Source organism: Herbaspirillum sp. NPDC087042 (assembly GCF_044745245.1).
In the GTDB taxonomy this organism is placed as follows: Bacteria; Pseudomonadota; Gammaproteobacteria; order Burkholderiales; family Burkholderiaceae_D; genus Herbaspirillum.
Window position 1 is genome coordinate 91,132 of the sequence record NZ_JBIUZW010000003.1, and the last position, 20,137, is coordinate 111,268.

Sequence of the window (20,137 nt, forward strand, 5' to 3'; positions counted from 1 at the left end):
GACTGACCCGATTTCGATCCACGACCACGCATGAGCGACCAGCCCCACGATCCACATACCCCAACGCCATCACCGGCCCAGCGCCGTGGCCGTACGCTGGCCTGGTGGGCCGGTGGCAGTACTGCGCTGCTGCTGGTGGCGCTGGCCGGCACCACGCTGTTCGCCCTCAAGACCGAGCGCGGCGCCCGCCTGCTCTGGAACGGCGCGGTACAGGCCCTGGGTGGCAAGCTCTCCGGCGAACTGGCCGGCGGCACCGTGGCCGATGGCCTGCACCTGCGCCAGCTGCACTACCGCGATGAACAACGCATCCTCGACATCGACCGCATCGATGCCAGCTGGCACCTCTCGCTCCTGGGGCGCAAGCTCACCGTCAACTCGCTGCGGGTGGGAACGGTACAACTGACCCAGCAACCCAGCCCGTCCGAACCCAGTACCCTGCCCGGCTCGCTGTCACTGCCGCTGGCGCTGGAGATCCGCGAGGTCGCGCTGGATCGCCTGAGCCTCACGCAAGGGACCTCGACCACCGAACTGGGCAAGCTCGCCCTGCACGGCAACTCCGATGGCGTGCAGCACACCCTGGTGCTGGACAGCCTGTCCACCCCCTATGGCGACGCCACCGCGCTGCTGCACCTGAACGGGCGCCGGCCCTTTGCCCTGAGCGGGGCGCTGGAACTGCGCGGGGCCTACCAGAGCGACAGCCTGAAGGAGCAATACCAGCTGGCGGCCCAGCTCTCGGGCTCGCTGCAAGAGCTGGGCATCGCACTCAAGGCCAGCGGCGACCGTCTGCAGGGCTCGGCCGACGTCACCGCCACGCCGTTCGCGCCGGTGCCGCTCAAGCGCGCCCGCATCGACCTGCAACACCTCAATCCGCAAGCCTTCCAGGCCACCGCGCCCCAGGCCGACCTGGGCCTGCGCGCCGACCTGGCGCCGGTGGCGCAAGCGGCCGCCGACGGCGCCCTCAAGGTGGCCGGCCGGGTGGACATCACCAATGCCCGTCCCGGCAGCCTGGATCAACAATTGCTGCCGCTGCTGTCGGCCAGTGCCGATGTGGCCCTGGACCTGCACCAGCAAACCCTGTCGCGCCTGGAGATCCGCCTGCCGCGCGATGCCCGCATCGAAGGCAGCGGCCAGTTCCGCCCGGGCAGCCAGGAAGCCGGCCACGCCGAGGACATGGCCGGCCAGTTCAAGCTGCGCATCGCCGACCTGGACCTGAACCAGATCCATCGCCAGGCAAGGCCCACCCGGCTGTCCGGTCCGCTGGAGCTGACGCTGGCGCCGAACGTGCAACAGATCCTGCTGACCCTGCAGGACCAGGCCCTCAAGCTGCATCTGGACGGCACCCTCGGCGCCGGCCAGGTCACGCTCAAGGAGGCAACGCTGAACGCCGGCCGCTCGCGCCTGGAGGCCTCCGGTACCTTGCAGACCGTGGGGGCGATGGACTATGCCATCAAGGGCCGGCTGGTGGACTTCGACCCGGCAGCGGTGCTGCAGGCCGTCGTACCGCCGCAGCCAGCCACCCGAAAAGGCCGTGCCGCCCCTGCCGTCGCGCCGGTGCGCGCCCGCATCAACATGGATGTCAGCGCCAGCGGGGTGCTCTCGCCGGAGATGCGCGTCAAGCTGGGCTTCGCCATCCACGACAGCAGCTATGGTGAGCTCCCCATGGGGGGCCGCGGCGAGATCAACGTGGCCGGCATGCGCCTGTTGCCCAGCAAGGCCAATCTGCAGATCGCCGGCAACAGCGTGGACCTGGACGGCAGCTTCGGCGCCGCCAGCGACAGGCTCAAGCTGAAGATCGATGCCCCCCAGCTGGCGCGCCTGGGCTATGGCCTGTCGGGCCTGCTGCGCCTGGACGGCCAACTGAGCGGCACGCGCCAGCGTCCCGCCCTGCAGGCCAGCTACCAGGCCGAGCAACTGGCTTTTGGCGCGCACCGGCTGCACCACCTGGCCGGCCAGGCCGATTTCCACAGCAACCTGGCCGCTGGCGTCGCCTCGCCCGATAACCGCCTGGCGCTGACGCTGGAGGCCGACGGCTACGAGGGGCCACAAGCCGAACTGGCGCGCCTGGCGCTCAAGCTGGACGGCACCTACGCCGCCCATGCCCTGTCCGTGCAGGCCAACGGCAAGCTGCAGGGCCATGCACTGGAACTGGCCGTGCGCGCCCATGGCCAGGTGACCGAAAAGAGCCGGGGCCAATATGGCTGGGCCGGTAGCATCGACCAGCTGGAGAATCGCGGTTTCCCGCGTATCGCCATGACCGCGCCACTGGCCCTGCAAGCCTCGGCCAGCGCCATCGAAGCCGGTAGCACCCGCATCGAGATCGACCGTACCGCGCTGGAACTCAGGCAATTGTCCTGGCGCCAGGGCCGCATCGCCTCGGCCGGCCAGGTCCATGCGCTGGACGTGAACCGCCTGCTGGAGCTGCTGCAGCAGTTCACCGGTACGCCGCCACCGGTCAAGAGTGACCTGGTGCTCGACAGCGACTGGGATTTCTCACTCGACGAGCGTGCCAGCGGCTACCTGCAGGTGGCACGCCGCAGCGGCGATGTACGGGTCAACAGCAGTGTCGGCGAAGCCGCGCTGGGCCTGTCGGAACTGAAGCTGCGGGCTGACTTCCAGGGTGAGCAGATGCGCGTGAACGGTCGCGTGGAGGCCGCCCGCATTGGCAGCCTGGCGCTCGATGGCCAAGTCGGCCTGCAACGGCTGGACAGCCTGCTGACCCTGGCTGCGGGCTCGCCCCTCGACCTCAAGGCCAGGCTGGCGGTCCCCGAGTTGAAGCGCGTGGGCGACCTGATCGGCCCGCAAGTGAGTCTCAACGGCACGCTCTCGGCCGATCTCAATGCCGCCGGCACCCTGGCCCAGCCCAGGTTGTCGGGCGCCATCAATGGCGACAAGCTGGCCGTGACGCAATTCGACCAGGGCATCCAGTTGAAGGATGGCATCGTGCGCATCGTGATGGACAGCAACGTCATCGAATTGCGCCAGTTCGAGTTCCACGGCGGCAACGGCACCCTGCGTGCCGATGGCAAGGTGCAACTGGGCGCCGACAACCCCGATCTCATGGCCAGCCTCACCGCCGACCGCCTGGAACTGTTTGCCAGCCCCGACCGCCAGCTGATGCTCTCCGGCCAGGGCAAGATCAGCAACGTCAACGAGCAATTGCATGTGGATGGCAAGTTCACCGTGGACAAGGCCTTGTTCGACTTGCCCAAGAGCAGCGCCCCCAAGCTGGGCGATGACGTGGTCATCGTCAGCCGCACCGGCAAGAACCGGGTGGGCGGGGCCGCCTCCTCGGCGCAGAAGCTGGAAGCGGCCACCGAGAAGCCGGCCAGCAAGTTCGCCCCGGTCATGCAGATCGCCGTCGACCTGGGCAACGACTTCCGCTTCCGGGGCAGCGGCGCCGACCTGCGCCTGCGCGGCGACATGAGCGTGCGCAGCGAGCCGCTCTCGCCCCTGCGCGCCACCGGCACCATCAATGTGGCCGAGGGCAGCTACGAAGCCTTCGGCACCAAACTCAATATCGAGCGCGGCATCATCAACTTCCAGGGGCCGATCGCCAATCCCAACATCAATATCCTGGCCATGCGCCGCAACCAGGATGTCGAAGCCGGTGTTTCGGTAACGGGCAATGCCAGGCAGCCGCGCGTGCAGCTGGTGTCGGAGCCGAATGTCCCGGACGACGAGAAGCTGTCCTGGATGATGTTCGGCCATGGCACCGACAGCTCCAGCATCGGCCAGCGCACCGCCAGCAGCCAGGCCCTGGCGCTGGTGGGCAACATGGGCGGCAAGCGCATCGCCAAGGACATCGGCCTGGACCAGTTCAGCATCGGTTCCAGCGAATCGGGCCTGACCGACGAACAGGTGGTCAACCTGGGCAAGGCCATCACCGAGAAGATCACCCTGGGCTACGAGCAAAGCCTGCAGGGTGCGGCCAGCGTGGCCAAGGCAACCTGGCAGATCTCGCGGCGCTGGTCAGTAGTAGCCCGTGCGGGTACCATCAATGGATTGAACATCCTGTTCAACCGACGTTACGACTGAGCAACTATGGAACGCCTGAAACCGCCGTATCCGGTGGCGTCAGGCATTCCCCGATGGACGCGGCGCCCGGGATTGGGAACAATAGGCGTCAAGGAAAGTCGTCTCCAGGAAAAGCGTCATGCCAGAATTCAGAAAACTCAACGCATCGCAAGCAGCGCAATGGTTCGTTGTGGTGGTCTGCGTCGTCATCGTCGTGCTGGAGGCATGGACCGGCTGGCGTTCCTATGAGGTGGCCGTCGACGAGGCCACGCGCAATACGGCCAACACGACGCTGGCCCTGATGCAGCATGCCGACCAGTCCTTCAAGGAGGTCGATATCGTCCTGCAGGGCGTGCAGGAACACCTGCAATACAACGGCAACTCGGCCAGAGCACGCGAGCGCACCCATGACTTCATGGTCAGCTCGGTGGCCAGCCTGCCCCAGCTGGCCGATCTCTATGTCTACGATGAAAACGGCCAGTCGGTACTGAGCTCCCAGCCCGCCCTGGACAGCCGCTATATCCAGGATGACTACTTCCTGCATCACCGCCGCCTGCGCAGCAACGAGGCCTTCATCGGCCAACCCATGCGCAGCCGCATCAGCGGGCAATGGGTGGTGACGGTGAGCCGGCGCATCAACTTCGTCGATGGCAGCTTTGCCGGCGTGGTGGTGGCCGACATCGACCTGGCCTATTTCCAGCGCTACTACGAACAGTTCAGCATCGGCCATGACGGTGCCATCGTCTTCGGTCTCAACGAAGGCATCGTGATCTATCGCCTGCCCCTGCAGAACCATTCCATCGGCCTGGACATCTCCAAGTCCGATCTGCAACAGGACTACCTGCTGCGGGGTCAGCAAGGCTCGTTCGAGATGCGCTCGCCCCGTGACGACATCGTGCGCATCACCAGCTTCCAGCATTGCCGGCTCTATCCCCTGTTCGTGACGGTGGCACTGGCCAAGGACGAAGTGCTGCAGGACTGGCGCCGCCGTGTCTGGATACGGGGCGTGGCAGTGTTCCTGCTGCTGGTGGTGATCTGCTTTGGCGGCAACCGCCTGGTGGCCCAGGTGGCCCGCCGCGAGATGGCCGAAACCGAAGCCGTGGCGGCGCGTACCGAACTGGAGCGGCTCTATCGCACCCTGGAAGCACAATCCCAGAAGGATGGCCTCACCGATGTCTTCAACCGCCGCTACTTCGATGCCGCCCTGAGCGCCGAGCTGGCCCGCCTGAACCGCTCCGGCGAGTCGCTCTCGCTGGTCATGGTGGACGTGGATCACTTCAAGCAGTTCAACGATACCTACGGGCATGTGGCCGGTGACCTCTGCCTCAAGCGCGTGGCCGGCGCCATCGGCAGCATCGCGCGCCGCCAGGGCGACATCGTGGCGCGTTATGGTGGCGAAGAGTTTGCCCTCATCCTGCCCAACTGCAATGCCGCCAGCGCCAAGGCGATCGCCGGGCGCCTGCTGCAGGCGGTACGCTCTCTCGATATTGCCCATGAACGCAGTCCCATGGGCCACGTGACCATCAGCGTGGGCGTGGCCAGCCTGGCCAGCGGCAAGGGCATCCAGATCGCCCCGCGCGAGCTGGTCGATGCTGCCGATGCCGCCATGTACCTGGCCAAGGAACAAGGACGGGATCGCGCGGTACAACACGAATTCCCGCGGCTCACGGTGATCTCGAATCACCAGGGCAGCACCCGTTAAGCCATGCGCTGCCTGATCCGCTACCAGCTCCGTGCAGAGGCGACCATGGGTCGCTATCAGTTCTGCTCGGAAGCCCCCGACCTGGACCAGGTGATCCTGCATCTGAGCCGCTTCCTGCATCCCGAAGTGGTCTACGAATTCCCGCCGATGCGCGGCAATCATCACGACTCGATCGCGCAACTGCGCCAGCGCATGACACATGCGCGTCACTTCCTGGAACAGTACTGCGGCATCAGCAAGCTCTCCTACATGATCCTGCCGGAAGATGCCGACATCAGCACGGGCCAGTGGACCACCCTGCTGGAGAGCGACGACGAGGACTCCCTCACCGGGTAGGTGGCAGGCGTCAGTCCAGGCGGATCTGGCGATCGGCCACGCTGCGCACGATATCGGCATCATGCGTCACCAGCAGCACCGCACAGCCCAGCGCCCTGGCCTGCTCCACCAACAGGTTCATGACCTCCTGCTGGGTCAGCGGGTCCAGCCGTGAGGTCGGCTCGTCGGCAAAGATCAGCGCCGGCTTCATCCACAACACCCGCGCCAGTGCGATGCGCTGCAACTCCCCGCCGGAGACCTGCCGTGGCAGGCGATCCAGCAGCGCTGGCACAATGCGCATGCGCACCAGCAGGGTCTCCAGCATGGTCCAGTCCAGTGCATGCAGGCGCATCAGGTCCTGCAGGGAGCAGCGCAGGCTGACCGTGGGAACAAAAGCCGCTGCCGGATCCTGGTAGATCTTCTGGAAGGCCGTGCGCGGCAGTCCGCCGGCACGCACCACCTCGCCCGCATCGGGCTTGAGCAGGCCCAACGCGATATTGCCCAGGCTGGTCTTGCCGGCGCCGCTGGGACCGGCTACGGCGACGATCTCACCGGCATGGATGCGCAGGTCCAGCGCCGCAAACAGTCGCTGCTTGCCGAAGGACTTGCCCACCTGGCGCAGTTCTGCAATCACCGGGCCGGCAACCGCCGGACCCGATGCCGCCGTCCAGCACGCCGGATCGGCGGCCAGCAGTCGCCGCGTATAGGCATAGTCCGGCGCGGCCAGTATTTCAGCGGCCGGCCCCTGCTCCACCATCTCGCCATCGCGCATGACGGCCAGTTGCCCGCCCAGCGCACGTGCCAGCCAGACATCGTGGGTGATGCACAGCAGGCTCATGCCCTGCGCGCGGGCCGCCAGCAGCAAGGCCAGCACCTCGTCACGCCGGCCGGCGTCCAGGCCCTTGGTGGGTTCGTCGACGATCATCAGCGGCGCACCGGCTGCGTGCGTGGCCAGGAAGGCCACACGCTGGGCCATGCCGCCGGAGATCATGAAGGGATATTGTCCGGCCGCCGCCTGCAGGCCCAGGCTGTCCAGCGCGGCGGCGGCACGTTCGTGCGCATCCGCGCGCGCCGTGCGTGGCTGGTCGCGGTCAGGGTCGGCGGCGGGATGGCTGACCAGCTCGTAGGTCTCGGCCACCTGCTGTATCACGGGCATGGTCGGATCCAGCGCCAGCCAGGGTTCCTGGGGCAGCAGCGCAATGCTGCGCCCCCATCCGCGGCGGCGCGAACGGGGGTCGGCGGCGTCGCTACGGTGACCGGCGATCTCGATGGTGCCACTGCTGCGCAGGGAAGCCGGCAGATTGCCCATGATGGCCTGGGCCAGCAGCGACTTGCCTGACCCGCTCTCGCCCAGCAGGGTCAGTACGCCCCCCGCCGGAATCGAGAAATGCACGCGCCTGACCAGCGTGTGGCCACCCTGCCAGACCGTCAGGTCGACCACGCGCAAGGCCGCTGGCGTGAGGGCAGCGCTCATGCTGCCTCCTGCGCCGGCGCGAGCAACTGCAGCCCCAGCAAGGTCAACAACAGCACCAGCACTGGCGCGCCGACCAGCCAGGGGGCCTCGCGATAATACGGCAGCAGCTCGATCATCATCACGCCCAGCTCGGGCGTGGGCGGCTGCAGCCCGACACCGACAAAGCCCAGCGCCGACATGGCCAGTACCGCGCCGGCCAGGCCGAAGCGCATCAGCGTCAGCAGGCGTGGCAACAGCGCCGGCAACAGGTGACGCCGGACGATGTAGAACGCGCCAAAGCCCAGCAGGCGCGAAGCCTCCACCTGCGGGCTGGCCAGCAGGATATGGCAGGCCGCGCGCACCACGCGGAAATATTCCACCCACAAGGCCAGCGCCAGGCCCACATACAGGGGCCAGAAACCGCCCGGGGCGAAGGCCGCCAGCAGCAACACCAGCAACAGCCCCGGCAGGGCCAGCACCGCATCGGCCAATGCCGCCAGCAGGCGCTCGCCCCAGCCACCGCACCATGCCGCCAGGATGCCCGCCAGCGTGCCCGGAATGGCTGCCGAGAGCACACTCAGCAAGGCCAGCGACAGCGACAGGCGACTGCCGTACAGCAGCCGCGCCAGCATGCTGCGCCCCAGGGGATCGTAGCCCAGTGGCTCGGCCAGGCTGGGCGCCTGCAGGAAGTGATCGAGATGCTGGCGCGCGGGATCACTGGAGATCATCAGCGGCCCCAGCAGCGCCATGACCGCAATGGCACCCAGCAGGATTGCGCCGGCGTGCTGAGCTCCGGTCCGGCGACGAGGCAGGGCCTGCGCCTCCGGCACGGGGGAAGAAGACAGGATACTCATGGTCGGCGACGTGGATCGATGAGGGCGCAGGCGGCATCCACCAGCGCATTGAAAAGAACGAACATCAAGCCCAGCACCAGTGCCGTGGCCTGGATCATCGGCACGTCGCGGCCGAAGATGGCGTGCACCAGTGCGTGGCCGATGCCGGGCCAGGCGAAGATGGTTTCCACCAGCACCACGCCCTCGACCAGCATCACCAGCTGCACGCCCAGGTAGGCCGTGACAGGCGCGGCGACATTGCGCAGACCGTGTCGTGCCAGCGCCTGTGCCGGCGTCAGCCCCTTGGTCAGGGCGAAGGCGAAATAGTCGGATGCGCGCACCTGCACCATGGCATCGCGCGCCACCCGGCAAGACATCGCCGCCAGGCCCAGCGCCAGCGTCAGCGCGGGCAAGAGGATGCCACCGTGATCGGCATGGCCGGCCGCCGGCAAGGCCCCCAGCTGCACCGAGAACATCAGCACCAGTACCAGCCCCAGCAGGAAAGGCGGCAAGGCGCGCAGGGTCACCGACAGCGCCAGCGTGGCACGATCGAGCCATCCGCCTGGCACCAGGCCTGCCAGCACGCCGAGCGTCGGGCCGAGCAGCAGCGACAGGCTCATGGCCAGCAGGGAGAGGCGCAAGGTCGGCCCCAGTTGCTGGGCAATCTCGTGCAGCACCGGTTGCGCGGTCACTTGCGATGTTCCCAGCTCCAGGTGCAGCAGCCGGCCCCACCAGTCCCCGAGCGCGGCCAGCCAGGGGCGGTCCAGGCCCAGTTCGACGCGTACCGCCTGCGCCGCTTCGCTGGTGACCATGTCGTAACCGTAACGGCCCGCAGCGATGCGATAGGCCATGTCGCCGGGCAGCATGCGCGTCATGAAGAAGCACAGCGTGCCCACCAGCAGCGCCACCAATACCGCTTGCAGCAGGCGCTGCAGGAGCTTGGGCAATAAGTGTCTCAGGTCCATTGCAGTCGTGAAATCCGGTAGCTGCGTTCAAAGGGATCGATACTGGCGCCGCGCACGCGACGGCTGACCGCGCAGGTCTGGCGGTACCAGACCACCGGGATCACCGGCAACTGCTCCTGCAGGATGGCAGCAATGCGGGCGCGCTGGCTGCGGCCGCGATCGCCATCGTGCGCGGGGCTTGCAGCCAGCTGCGTCAGCAAACCCGTCACCTCGTCATTGCGCCAGCCCATGGCGCCCCAGTCCCCGCCCTCGGGGCCGAAGTCCTGCAGCAGGCTGGCCACCGGGTCGGGCAGGTTGCCGTAGTTGCGGGCCGCCAGCGCCATCTGCAGCAGGCCGCTACGATGGCCGGCCGGGATGTCGCCGGAATTGCCGATCACCACCCGCACCGTGATGCCGATCTGGCGCATCTCTTCCTGCAGGGCGGTGGCGATCAGCGGCAGCTCGGGCCGATCGACGAAGGTGGTCAGGCTCAGGGCCAGCACCTGGCCATCACGATAGCGCTGGCCATCGGCCCCTTGTCGCCAGCCGGCTTCTTCGAGCAGGCGCCGGGCCTGGCGCAGGTCGGTGCGCAAGGGCGGCAGGCCCGGATCATGCCAGCGCGACAGCGAGGGCGGGAACAACTGCGTGGCCCCCAGCCCCGGATCGCGCAACAGGGCGCGGGCGATGCCCTGGCGTTCCACACACAGGGCGATGGCCCGGCGCACGCGCACATCGGCCAGCAGCGGATGCCCCGCATTGAGCTTGATGATGGTGGTACGCGGCAGCATGGCCGAGACCAGCTGCGCACGCGGGCTATCCTGCAAGGCCCGTATGCTGGGCGGATCCAGCGAAAACGCCAGATCGGCCTGACCACTCTGGACCAGCAGGGTACGTGTCTCGGCGCGGGCCACGCTGATGTAGCGGGCACGTTGCACCGCCCTGCCGATAGCGGGTGGGTGGCGTTCGACCTCGAACTGCTGTGGCAGGGACAGGGACTTGATGCGCATTGGCCCGCTGCCGATGATGGCCACCACCTTGCCCCCGGCATCAAAGGAGGCTGGCGCCAGTATCTGGGTGGAGTAATGGGTCAGCAGGTAAGGCAAGGGACCGAAGGGCCGGCGCAGCGCGATCACCAGCTCGCCGCCCTGCACGGTCATGGTGGCGATATCGGCCAGGCGCAGTACGCCCGGGCGCGCCTGCGCACGCTGCAGGCAGCTCAGGATGCTGGCGGGCGTGATGGCGCTCCCATCGTGGTAGCGGCCCTCGCGGCGCAAGGCAAAGCGCCACTGCAGGCCGTCGGCGCTGACGCGCCACGAAGTGGCCAGCGCGGCGTGCAGCTGGCCATCGTCATCGACCTCCAGCAAGGTCTCCACCACTTCCATGCGGCTGAACATGTAGCCGGCGCGGGAGGGATCGAGGCCGGTCATCTCCCAGGGGCCCACCACGGTCAGTACATCGGCATCCGCTTGTCCCGGCGGACCGGAGCCGTGGGCATGCTCGTCCTCATGGGCCAGTGCGGTACGCCAGGGCGCCGCGGCCAGGGGCGCTGCCGCCAATACCGCGGCGGCCGCCGGCAAGGCCAGCAGCCGGCGCCGCCGTGCGATCGGGTGCTGATCCAAGGCTACCCCTCAGAACTTCACGTTCAACGCCAGCGTGGCGTTGCGCTCGTCACCCGGCATGATCCACACATTGCTGTAGGAGCTGCTGTAGTAGCGCTTGTTGAACAGATTGTTGACGTCCAGCGAGAGCTTCATGGCCGGCGTGAATTGCCAGTAGGCCAGCGCCCGCGCCGTCATGTAGCCGGGCAGCGTGAAGCTGCCGGCCTGGTCGCCGGTGCGCGCGCCGACATAGTTCAGGCCGCCCCCCAGTCCATAGGGCGCGCCACGCGCATCGGCATCCTCGAAGATGGCCAGCACGCTGCCGGAGAGGCGCGGCACATTGATCAGGCGCGAGCCCACGGCCAGGGTGTTGTCCTTGGCCACGAATGCATCCGTATAGGCCAGGTTGCCGGTGAAGCGCCAGTGGTGGCCCAGCTTGCCGTTGGCATCCAGTTCCACGCCACGACTGCGTACCTCCCCGGCGGCGATCGAGAATGCCGTGTTGTTGGGGTCGGTGGTCAGCACGTTCTGCTTGGTGATATCGAAGACGGCGAGCGTGGCACCGCTGCGCTTGTCCTCGCTCTGGAACTTCAGGCCGGCTTCGGCGGCGCGTGCGGTCTCGGGGCTGAAGGCATTGCCGTTGGCATCGCTGCCCGTATTGGGACGGAAGGACTTGCTGGCGCTGGCATAGAGCGACCAGGCCGGCGTGACCAGCCAGGTCAGGCCCAGGCGCGGCGAGAAGGCGCTCTTGTCCTGGCGCGTGCTGGTGTTGCTGCGCCAGTTGTCCAGGCGCGAGCGGAAAGAGTCGGCCCGGATGCCCGCCAGCAGCTTCCAGCGCGCCGCCAGGCTGACCTGGTCCCGCAGGTAGAAGCCGGTGCTGACCTGGTGTTCGCTGGTGGCGGTATTGGGCAACAGGGCCGGTTGCGCCTGTCCGTAGACCGGATCATTGATGTTGATGGCATAGGGCGAGGTCGCGCTCGGGTTCACGCGCAGCATGCGCTGGTCCAGCGTCAGCCAGTCGGCTTCCACGCCCGCCAGTAGCTCATGGCCCATGCCGCCGGCCTGCAGCTTGCCGCCCAGCTCGGCCTGGATCGAGGTGTCGTGCCAGCTGTAGTCGCGATAGCGGCGCTGGCGCCACAGCGTGGCATTGTCGGCCCGCAGGGACGATGCTTCGGTGGAGTAGCCATCCAGCTGGCCATCCTTGTGGAAGAGGCCGGTACGCAGGTGCCAGTTCTCGTCGAGCTGGTGTTCCAGTGTCAGCAGGTGGTTCTGGTTATCCATCTTGATGTCGCCATCCCCGGGTTCGCCCAGGAAGCGCGATATTGGCAGCACACCGGGATTGCCACCAACCGCGACGATGCCACGATCCAGCGGCGCCTTCTGGCGCAGGAACTCGCCCTCGTAGTTCAGCACCGTCTGCGCCCCCAATACCCAGGTGAAGGCCGGCGCCAGGAACTCGCGCTTGCTGCTGACGTTGTCGCGCATGCTGCCCTTGTGCTCGATGGCGGCATTGAGGCGATAGGCGACTTCGCTGTTGAGGGCACCGGTGGAATCGACGGCCGTGCGGTAGGTATCGTTGGTGCCGATGGACAGGTCCAGCGCATTGGCCGCCTTGAACTGCGGCTTCTTGGTGACCACGTTGATGGTGCCGCCCGGCTCGCTGTTGCCGTACAACGCCGCGGCCGGCCCCTTGAGGAAGTCCACGCTCTCCACATTGGCCAGGTCGCGCGGCGGCGCATAGCCACGGTTGGAGGCGAAGCCATTCCAGAGGATGTTCAGGCCGCCGTTGTCGCTACCCGCAAATCCCCGGATGGCGTAGCTGTCCCACAGGCCGCCGAAGTTGTTCTGCCTGGCCACGCCGCTGACGTACAGCAGCAGGTCATCCAGGCGGGTGGCGGCCAGGTCATCGATGAGCTGGCGCGATACCACCTGCACCGACTGCGGCAGTTCCTGCAGGGGTGTCTCGGTGCGGGTGGCGCTGGTGGACGTACTTTGACGATATTGCTTGCGCTCGCCTTCGCCGGTGACGACGATCTGGCCCAGGCTGCCGCCCTCCCCTTGTTCGGCATCGGCGCCCCAGGCCGTGACGGGTGTCTGGCCCAGGGCCATGGCGCCCAGCACGGCCGCCCGCAGTGCGGTCATTCTCATCGTTTTCTCTCTTGTGATCGTGGCATGCGCCGGCATTTTATGCAACTATGTTGCATTTATCAAGCGAAATGACTCGCATTTAGGACAAGGCCGGCAGGAGCAGGAGTATAGGGAGATGCGCGGGCCAACGGCGGCGATGCGACGATTTGTCGCACCCGCTGGCCCGCAAACGGGGAAGAGACGATCAGGGAGATTAAAGCCAGCCGGCCTTGCGCAGGCGCCGCCACAGCAGCGAACAGGCGGTGAAGATGCCCCCCAGTACCAGCGGGAAACTCCATTGCCAGGACAGCCCCGGCATGTTGGCGAAGTTCATGCCGTAGAGGCTGAAGACCATGGTCGGGATGGCCAGGATGGCACCCCAGCCGGCCAGGGTCTGCACGATCTCGTTCTGGTGGATGGTGACCTGGGCCAGGTTGATCTGCACGGCCGACTCCACCATCTCGCGCAGGCGGTCGCCGGTATCGATGAAGCGCACCACGTGGTCGTAGATGTCGCGGAAGTAGGCCTTGCCTTCCTTGGTGATCAGGCCCTCATGGAAGCGCAGCAGCTGGGTACACACATCCAGCAGCGGCGAGGCGGCTGAGCGCAGGCGGATCAGTTGCCGCTTCAACTGGTAGAGCTCTTGCAGATAGGCCTTGCCACTGATGGCACCGGGGTTGAAGAGCTGTTCCTCGTACTGGCTGAACTTGGCTTCGAGGTCGTCCATGATGGGACGATAGTTGTCGACCACGAAGTCCATGATGGAATACAGCACGAAGCTGGGGCCGCGCACCAGGCGCTCGGGCAGCATCTCGCAATGCTCGCGCACCTTGGCATAGCTGCGCGAGGCGCCATGGCGCACCGTGACCACGAAGCGCGGACCGGTGAGGATGTGGGTCTCGCCGAACTGCACCTCGCCGCCAGCCAGCTGGGCCGTATGCAGCACCACGAAGAGGGTGTCGCCGTATTCCTCGATCTTGGGGCGCTGGTGGGCGGCATAGGCGTCTTCCACCGCCAGTTCGTGCAGGCAGAATTCTTCCCTGATCTTGTTCATCAGCTCGACATTGGGCTCCAGCAGGCCCAGCCAGACGAAAGTACCCTCCTCTTCCAGCACGTCGCTGATCTCGTCGAGGGTAATGTCCCGGAGTTTCCGGCCCTTCTTGTAGACCGTGCAATTGACGATCATGTTGGGATCGATCATGTCTCTTTCCTGTTCTTGTCTGAGCTTGTCCGTGCTTGTCCATACTTGTCGGCTCAGCCGGCGCCCACGCGCCAGCGCAACCTCTGCTTGAAGACCTGGGCCATGATCACGCCGGCCAGCGTGATGACGCCACCGACGGCATGGTAGCCATGCAAGGGCTCGCCCAATGCGGCCACAGCGATAATGACCGTCAAGACCGGCATCAGGTTCACGAAGATGGCGCAACGGCTGGCCCCCAGGTGGGCCACGCCGCGCATCCACAGGAATTGCGAGATGATGGAAGCGGCAATACCGGCATAGAGCAGGATGGGCAGGTTGTCGCGGGTCAGCGGCGAATGATGGCCCAGCACGAAGCCCGGGAACAGCAGCACCACCGCCATCAGCACCTGCACATACAGCAACTGCCAGGTCCGCAGCGGCAAGGCCCAGCGCCGCAGCATCACGCCATACAGGCCATAGGCGATGGTGGCCAGCAGCATGAGCAGGTCGCCGGTGACCACGCCCTGGTCGAACAGCGCCAGCGGATGGCCGCGCCCGATCAGCACCGCCAGCCCGAACAGCGACAGCACGCCACCGGCCAGCGTACCCACGGTGGGCGGCTCGGACAACAGCCGGATGCTCAACACCAGCGTCAAGAGCGGCATCAGCGAGGCGATGATGCCCATGCTGGTGGCCGAGGCCGTGGCGGCGGCGAAATAGGCCAGGCTCTGGAACAGCACCATGCCCAGCAGCGCCAGCACCAGGATCTTGCCCAGGTAGGGGCGGATCTGGGTGCGCGCGGCCCAAGTACTGCGCGCCAGGAAGGGTGACATCAGCAGCGCCGCCAGCACCCAGCGATAGAAGGAAATGTCTTCCGGCGCGATCACCCCGGCCGACATCTTGCTGATGACGGTGTTGCCGGCCCAGATCGAGACCGCGCCCAGGGGGAACCAGAGATATTTGTAGGGCATCGCCGTGCTGCTCATGCAGGATTCCTTCAGGCCGACTTGGCCTGTTCGTGGCCGGCCATCTCGGCGCCGGCATTATGCGGCAGCTGGCGCAGCATCAGCAGCGCGCAGGCAGCTACCGCCCCCACCACCAGGAAGGCCGGCCAGAAGTCCTGTGCCACCAAGGTGGCATGGCCCTGGATCTCGTTGGACATCTGCAGCGCAAAGCCGGCCAGCACCACGCCCATGCCGATGGACAGCTGCTGGGCCACGCTGGCCATGCTGGTGGCCTGGCTCAGGCGCTGCTTGTCGACGTCGGCATAGGAGATCGCATTGAGACTGGTGAATTGCAGCGAGCGGAAGCAGCCGCCGATGAGCAGCACCAGCACCATCAGCAGATAAGGCGTCTGCGGCGTGAAGCAACCGATGGCCCACAGCCCCAGCACGCCCAGCGCACCATTGACCAGCAGCACCTTGCGGAAACCGAAGCGCCGCAGGAAGCGCGCGGCGATGGTCTTCATGAACATGGCACCTCCAGCCGACACGCAGGTCAGCAAGCCGGAGTGGAAAGGCGAATAGCCAAAGCCCAGTTGCAGCATCAGCGGCAGCAGGAAGGGAATGGCGCCGATGCCGACCCGATAGAACGAGCCCCCGAACACGCCGGCGCGCAGCGTGGGGATCTTCAGCAGCGCCAGGTCGATCAGCGGCGCCTCGGCGCGGCGCGCATGCCAGACATAGGCCACCAGGAACACCGCCCCGCCGGCCACGCAGGCCAGCGAGATATCGGCAGCCACCAGATGGCGGCCGGCCGTGGCCAGGCCCATCATCAACAGCGAGCAGCCCAGCGCCGAGAGGATGAATCCGCGCAGGTCCAGCGGCGCCACCTCGTCGGCCTTGAGGTCGGGAATGAAGCGCGTGGCCAGGTACAGGCCCAGGACGCTGATGGGAATGTTGATGAAGAAGATCCAGCGCCAGTGGAAGTAGGTCGTAATGAAGCCCCCCAGCGGCGGCCCCAGCACCGGCCCGAACAGCGCCGGGATGGTGAGGTAGGACAGCGCCTTGACCAGGTTGATCTTTTCCACACTGCGCAGGATCACCAGGCGTCCGACCGGCACCATCATGGCCCCGCCTATGCCTTGCAGGAAACGGGCAGCCACGAATTCCGGCAGGGTCGAGGAAATGCCACAGAGGATGGAGCCCAGCATGAACACGCAGATGGCCGAACGGAAGATGGTCAGCGAGCCGAAGCGATCAGCCATCCAGCCCGAGATGGGGATGAACACGGCCAGGCTGACCAGATAGGACGTCAGGGCCAGCTTGAGCGAGATCGGGTCCACGTGCATGTCCAGCGCCAGCGCCGGCAGCGAAGTGGAAATGACGGTCGAGTCCATCTGTTCCATGAACAGCGCACAGGCGACGATCAGGGGAATGATGAAGGTGCGGGGAATGGGCATGGGTATTGGCGTTGGAATAGGCTCTCGCCGGCCGGGGCGGGCAGGCGTGGCAAGCCTTCAAGTATACCTTTTACGCTATCATGCTGCCGGACGCCCCCGCGTCCTGCCCATCTGCACCAACCCCGCCCTGCCCTGCCCGCCTCATGAACGATTGCTTCGCCCTCCTCGACGACCACCTGGCCACGCCGGCCGAACCGCGCTCGCGCCTCTATACCGACCACCTGCGCACGCTGGCCTGCGCCGAGGCAGCGCAATTCCCGGCGTTGCTGGCGGAGATGCAGGCGGCGCTGGCCGAAGGCCACCATGCGGTGGCGCTGTGGAACTATGAACTGGGCGCGGCCCTGCAAGGCTTGCCGGGTCTGGCACAGCGCCATGCCGGCGGACCGCTGGCGCAGGTGATGCTGTTCGAACGCTGCGAACGCCTGGGCGCCGCCCAGGTCGATGCCTGGCTGACACAACAGGTCGCGGACGACCAGGGCGCCGGCCTGCTCAGGCTGCGCGCCAGCGTCGATGAAGCCGGCTTCCATGCCGCCATCGCCCGCATCCGCGACTACATCGCCGCTGGCGACACCTATCAGGTCAACTACACCTACCGCCTGCAGTTCGATGCCTATGGCGACGCCATCGCGCTGTATCGCCGCCTGCGCGCGCGCCAGCCGGTCCCCTACGGGGCGCTGGTGCGCCATGCCGATGGCAGCATGGTGCTGTCCCGCTCGCCGGAACTGTTCGTCTCGCATCAGGAAGGCGTACTCAAGGCCAAGCCCATGAAAGGCACGGCGCGCGCCGCCGGTGCCGAGGAGAAAGACGCCGAAGCCATCAATGCCCGGCGTGCACTGGCACTGGCCGCGGACGAAAAGAACCGCGCCGAGAACCTGATGATCGTGGATCTGCTGCGCAATGACCTGGGCCGCGTGGCGGTCGCCGGCTCGGTGCAGGTGCCGCATCTGTTCGATGTGCGCCGCTATGGCCAGGTCCTGCAGATGACCTCCACCATCCGCGCCCGCCTGCGCGCCGATGTCACGCTGGCCGAGATCATCACCGCCCTCTATCCCTGCGGCTCCATCACTGGCGCCCCCAAGCGCCGCACCATGGAAATCATCCACGAGCTGGAAGACACGCCACGCGGCCTCTACACCGGCGCCATCGGCTGGTTCGATCCGCCGCGCCAGGACGCTCAGGCAGTGGGCGACTTCTGCCTCTCGGTACCGATCCGCACGCTGGAACTGCAACCGCCACAGGCGGGCATGCGACGCGGTGTGATGGGCGTGGGCGCCGGCATCGTCCACGACAGCGACGCCGCCTCCGAATTCGCGGAATGCCGCCTCAAGGCCGCCTTCCTGACCGGGCTGGCACAGGAGTTCAGCCTGTTCGAGACCCTGCACGCCAGCCGCGATGGCTGCCGTCATCTGGCACTTCACCTGCAACGCCTGCAAGCCTCGGCGCAGGCCTTCGGCTTTCCCTTCGACGAAGCGGCCCTGCGCGCCGGCATCGCCGCCACCTGTGCGCAACTGGATCCCGCACATGCCTATCGGCTACGCCTGGCTCTGGATGCGGAGGGGGCGATCAGCATCCAGCATGCGCCGCTGACCGAGCTCACCGAGCCGGTCACGGTGTTCCTGGCCGACACGCCCATGGACAGTGGCGATCTCTTCCTGCGCCACAAGAGCACGCGCCGCGCGCGCTACGACGCCGCCTGGAAAGAGGCCGAGCGGCGTGGCGGCTTCGACATGCTGTTCTTCAATGAACGGGGAGAGTTGACCGAGGGGGGGCGCAGCAATGTGCTGGTCCGGCTGGACGGGCGCTGGATCACGCCGCCGATGGCAGCGGGTCTCCTGCCGGGTGTGATGCGCCAGGTCTTGCTGGCCGACCCCGACTGGGATCTGCAGGAAGGTACCCTCACCCGCGCCGACCTGCTGCGCGCGCAGGAGATCGTGGTGTGCAATGCCCTGCGCGGGCCGTTACGGGCGGTGATCGGCAAATGAGATTGCGGTAGACGATTGACCCCACCACCGCGACACACCCACCCTGCAATTCAGCGCAGGGCGGCGTTGTCCTTCAAGGCTTTGGCCTTCTCGGCCTGCTGCCGTTGCAGCGGGCCCAGATCATCCAGGTCATGCGCATCCCAGCCACCGCCCAGCGCCTTGGCCAGCAGCACGCTGGCGGCCATGCGGCGGTTGATGATATTGAGCGAGGTCAGCTCGGCCGACAGCGCCGTGGCCTGCGCCGTGATCACGCTGACATAGCTGACCGTGCCGGCCTTGTACTGGTTGGTCACCAGCGTGACCGCCTGGCGTGCCGCCTGCAAGGCCTCGTTCTGCACCGCCGCCTCCTGCTCCAGGATGCGCAATGCGGCCAGGTTGTCCTCGACATCCTGGAAGGCCGTCAGCACCGTCTGCTTGTAGGTGGCCACCGTGCCGTCGTAGCTGGCAATGGCCTGGTCGGTGGCGGCGCTGCGCGCGCCACCATCGAAGATGGTCTGGGCCAGTTGCGGCCCCAGCGACCACACTCGGCCCGGCAGCGTGAACCAGTCGGCGAAGCTGGAACTCTGGTAGCCCCCCGAGGCCGACAGCGTCAGGCTGGGGAAGTAGGCCGCCTTGGCCACGCCGATCTTGGCATTGGCCGCAGCCACGCGGCGCTCGGCAGCGGCCACGTCGGGGCGGCGCTCCAGCAGCATCGATGGCACGCCTTGCGGCACCGGCGGCGCCACGGCCGTCAGCGGGGCCTTGGGCAGGGAGAAGTTTGAGGGTGTCTTGCCCACCAGCAGCGCGATAGCGTGTTCCACCTGGGCACGGGTGACGCCGTTGTCCAGCGCTGACGCCTGGGCCGACTTCAGCTGGGTCTGCGCCTGGATCACGTCGGACTTGGCCACCATGCCGGCGGCATACTGGTTCTGGGTCAGCTGGTAGGAGCGCTGGTAGGCCTCCACCGTGTCCTGCAGCACCTGCTGCTGGGCGTCCAGCACGCGCAATTGCAGATAGTTCTGTGCCAGCTGGGCCTGGGCCGACAAGCGTGCTGCCGCCAGGTCGCCGGCACTGGCCTGGGCGCTGGCCTGGCTGGCCTCGACATCGCGTCGCACCTTGCCCCAGATATCGGCTTCCCAGGAGGCCGTCAGTGCGAAGTTGTAGCTGTTGCGCACGCTGCCGGAGCTCGACGATGACGACGACGAAGAAGAGGAACTGCTGCTGGAGTTGCCACCGCTGCGGGAGGCCGAGGCCGACGCCGCCAGCGTGGGCGAATAGGCCGAGCGCGAGCTCTGCACCAGCGCCACGGCACTGCGGAAATTGGCTTCGGCCAGGGCCAGGTTCTGGTTCGAGATATCGACCTGCGCCACCAGCGCATTCAGTTGCGCATCGCCGAACATCTCCCACCACTTGCCATCGGTCACCAAATCACGCGGCTGGGCCGGGTGCCAGTCCTGGCCTTCCTTGAAGACGGCCGGGGCCGGGTCCAGTTGCGGTCGCACGTAGTCGGGTCCGACCGAGCAGGCCGTCAGCGCGAAGCCGGCCAACAACACGGCCAGCAGGGGCTTCAATTTGAACAGGTCTTGTTGCGTCATGCGATTCTCCATGG

At 66.8% G+C, this 20,137-nt stretch carries 13 protein-coding genes; 4 read left to right on the top strand and 9 right to left on the bottom strand.

Annotated features, from left to right (window positions below; translation table 11 throughout):
• Positions 1–30 precede the first annotated feature (30 nt).
• The 3 genes from ACIPHN_RS06175 to ACIPHN_RS06185 all read left to right on the top strand — a co-directional run bounded on the left by ACIPHN_RS06175 (position 31) and on the right by ACIPHN_RS06185 (position 6,052).
• Positions 31–4,035, top strand: a complete 4,005-nt coding sequence (locus ACIPHN_RS06175; protein ID WP_400434231.1) for a translocation/assembly module TamB domain-containing protein — start codon at positions 31–33, stop codon at positions 4,033–4,035.
• A gap of 118 nt (positions 4,036–4,153) precedes the next feature.
• Complete coding sequence (locus tag ACIPHN_RS06180; RefSeq protein WP_400434234.1) at positions 4,154–5,716, top strand: diguanylate cyclase; 1,563 nt, start codon at positions 4,154–4,156, stop codon at positions 5,714–5,716.
• Positions 5,717–5,761: 45 nt separating this feature from the next.
• Positions 5,762–6,052 carry a hypothetical protein gene (locus ACIPHN_RS06185; RefSeq protein ID WP_400434237.1) on the top strand — a complete coding sequence of 97 codons (291 nt, stop codon included), beginning with the start codon at positions 5,762–5,764 and terminating at the stop codon, positions 6,050–6,052.
• Positions 6,053–6,062: 10 nt separating this feature from the next.
• Here the strand turns inward: ACIPHN_RS06185 and ACIPHN_RS06190 are convergent, their stop codons facing one another.
• The 8 genes from ACIPHN_RS06190 to ACIPHN_RS06225 form a co-directional block, all read right to left on the bottom strand.
• Entirely contained in the window at positions 6,063–7,505 is a 1,443-nt protein-coding gene (locus ACIPHN_RS06190; RefSeq protein WP_400434239.1) for an ABC transporter ATP-binding protein, read from the bottom strand.
• Complete coding sequence (locus ACIPHN_RS06195) at positions 7,502–8,338, bottom strand: ABC transporter permease (protein ID WP_400434242.1); 837 nt, start codon at positions 8,336–8,338, stop codon at positions 7,502–7,504. The genes ACIPHN_RS06190 and ACIPHN_RS06195 overlap by 4 nt, the downstream gene beginning before the upstream one ends.
• Complete coding sequence (locus ACIPHN_RS06200) at positions 8,335–9,282, bottom strand: ABC transporter permease (RefSeq protein ID WP_400434245.1); 948 nt, start codon at positions 9,280–9,282, stop codon at positions 8,335–8,337. Before ACIPHN_RS06200 ends, ACIPHN_RS06195 begins: the two co-directional genes overlap by 4 nt.
• Positions 9,273–10,688, bottom strand: a complete 1,416-nt coding sequence (locus ACIPHN_RS06205; RefSeq protein WP_400434667.1) for an ABC transporter substrate-binding protein — start codon at positions 10,686–10,688, stop codon at positions 9,273–9,275. The genes ACIPHN_RS06200 and ACIPHN_RS06205 overlap by 10 nt, the downstream gene beginning before the upstream one ends.
• A 201-nt stretch (positions 10,689–10,889) precedes the next feature.
• The gene (locus tag ACIPHN_RS06210) at positions 10,890–13,007 is read right to left on the bottom strand and encodes a TonB-dependent siderophore receptor (protein ID WP_400434248.1); all 2,118 of its coding nucleotides are present in this window, start codon (positions 13,005–13,007) and stop codon (positions 10,890–10,892) included.
• Between the two features lie 193 nt (positions 13,008–13,200).
• Positions 13,201–14,187, bottom strand: coding sequence for a magnesium and cobalt transport protein CorA (locus ACIPHN_RS06215; protein ID WP_400434251.1), 987 nt, complete (start codon positions 14,185–14,187; stop codon positions 13,201–13,203).
• 53 nt (positions 14,188–14,240) lie between these two features.
• The gene (locus ACIPHN_RS06220; protein ID WP_400434668.1) at positions 14,241–15,137 is read right to left on the bottom strand and encodes a DMT family transporter; all 897 of its coding nucleotides are present in this window, start codon (positions 15,135–15,137) and stop codon (positions 14,241–14,243) included.
• 26 nt (positions 15,138–15,163) lie between these two features.
• On the bottom strand, positions 15,164–16,567 hold the full coding sequence (locus ACIPHN_RS06225; protein WP_400434253.1) for an MFS transporter: 1,404 nt from the start codon (positions 16,565–16,567) through the stop codon (positions 15,164–15,166).
• A gap of 143 nt (positions 16,568–16,710) precedes the next feature.
• On the opposite strand from ACIPHN_RS06225, the gene pabB reads away from it, so the two are divergent.
• Complete coding sequence (gene pabB / locus ACIPHN_RS06230; RefSeq protein ID WP_400434256.1) at positions 16,711–18,549, top strand: aminodeoxychorismate synthase component I; 1,839 nt, start codon at positions 16,711–16,713, stop codon at positions 18,547–18,549.
• Between the two features lie 50 nt (positions 18,550–18,599).
• Here pabB and ACIPHN_RS06235 read toward each other — a convergent pair whose 3' ends face one another.
• Positions 18,600–20,123, bottom strand: coding sequence for an efflux transporter outer membrane subunit (locus ACIPHN_RS06235; protein WP_400434259.1), 1,524 nt, complete (start codon positions 20,121–20,123; stop codon positions 18,600–18,602).
• Between the last annotated feature and the right edge of the window lie 14 nt (positions 20,124–20,137).

Coding starts and splice junctions, on each gene's coding strand:
- ACIPHN_RS06175 (WP_400434231.1), top strand. CDS start 31: ATGAGCGACCAGCCCCACGATCCACATACCCCAACGCCATCACCGGCC.
- ACIPHN_RS06180 (WP_400434234.1), top strand. CDS start 4,154: ATGCCAGAATTCAGAAAACTCAACGCATCGCAAGCAGCGCAATGGTTC.
- ACIPHN_RS06185 (WP_400434237.1), top strand. CDS start 5,762: ATGGGTCGCTATCAGTTCTGCTCGGAAGCCCCCGACCTGGACCAGGTG.
- ACIPHN_RS06190 (WP_400434239.1), bottom strand. CDS start 7,505: ATGAGCGCTGCCCTCACGCCAGCGGCCTTGCGCGTGGTCGACCTGACG.
- ACIPHN_RS06195 (WP_400434242.1), bottom strand. CDS start 8,338: ATGAGTATCCTGTCTTCTTCCCCCGTGCCGGAGGCGCAGGCCCTGCCT.
- ACIPHN_RS06200 (WP_400434245.1), bottom strand. CDS start 9,282: ATGGACCTGAGACACTTATTGCCCAAGCTCCTGCAGCGCCTGCTGCAA.
- ACIPHN_RS06205 (WP_400434667.1), bottom strand. CDS start 10,688: ATGACCGGCCTCGATCCCTCCCGCGCCGGCTACATGTTCAGCCGCATG.
- ACIPHN_RS06210 (WP_400434248.1), bottom strand. CDS start 13,007: ATGAGAATGACCGCACTGCGGGCGGCCGTGCTGGGCGCCATGGCCCTG.
- ACIPHN_RS06215 (WP_400434251.1), bottom strand. CDS start 14,187: ATGATCGATCCCAACATGATCGTCAATTGCACGGTCTACAAGAAGGGC.
- ACIPHN_RS06220 (WP_400434668.1), bottom strand. CDS start 15,137: ATGCCCTACAAATATCTCTGGTTCCCCCTGGGCGCGGTCTCGATCTGG.
- ACIPHN_RS06225 (WP_400434253.1), bottom strand. CDS start 16,567: ATGCCCATTCCCCGCACCTTCATCATTCCCCTGATCGTCGCCTGTGCG.
- pabB (WP_400434256.1), top strand. CDS start 16,711: ATGAACGATTGCTTCGCCCTCCTCGACGACCACCTGGCCACGCCGGCC.
- ACIPHN_RS06235 (WP_400434259.1), bottom strand. CDS start 20,123: ATGACGCAACAAGACCTGTTCAAATTGAAGCCCCTGCTGGCCGTGTTG.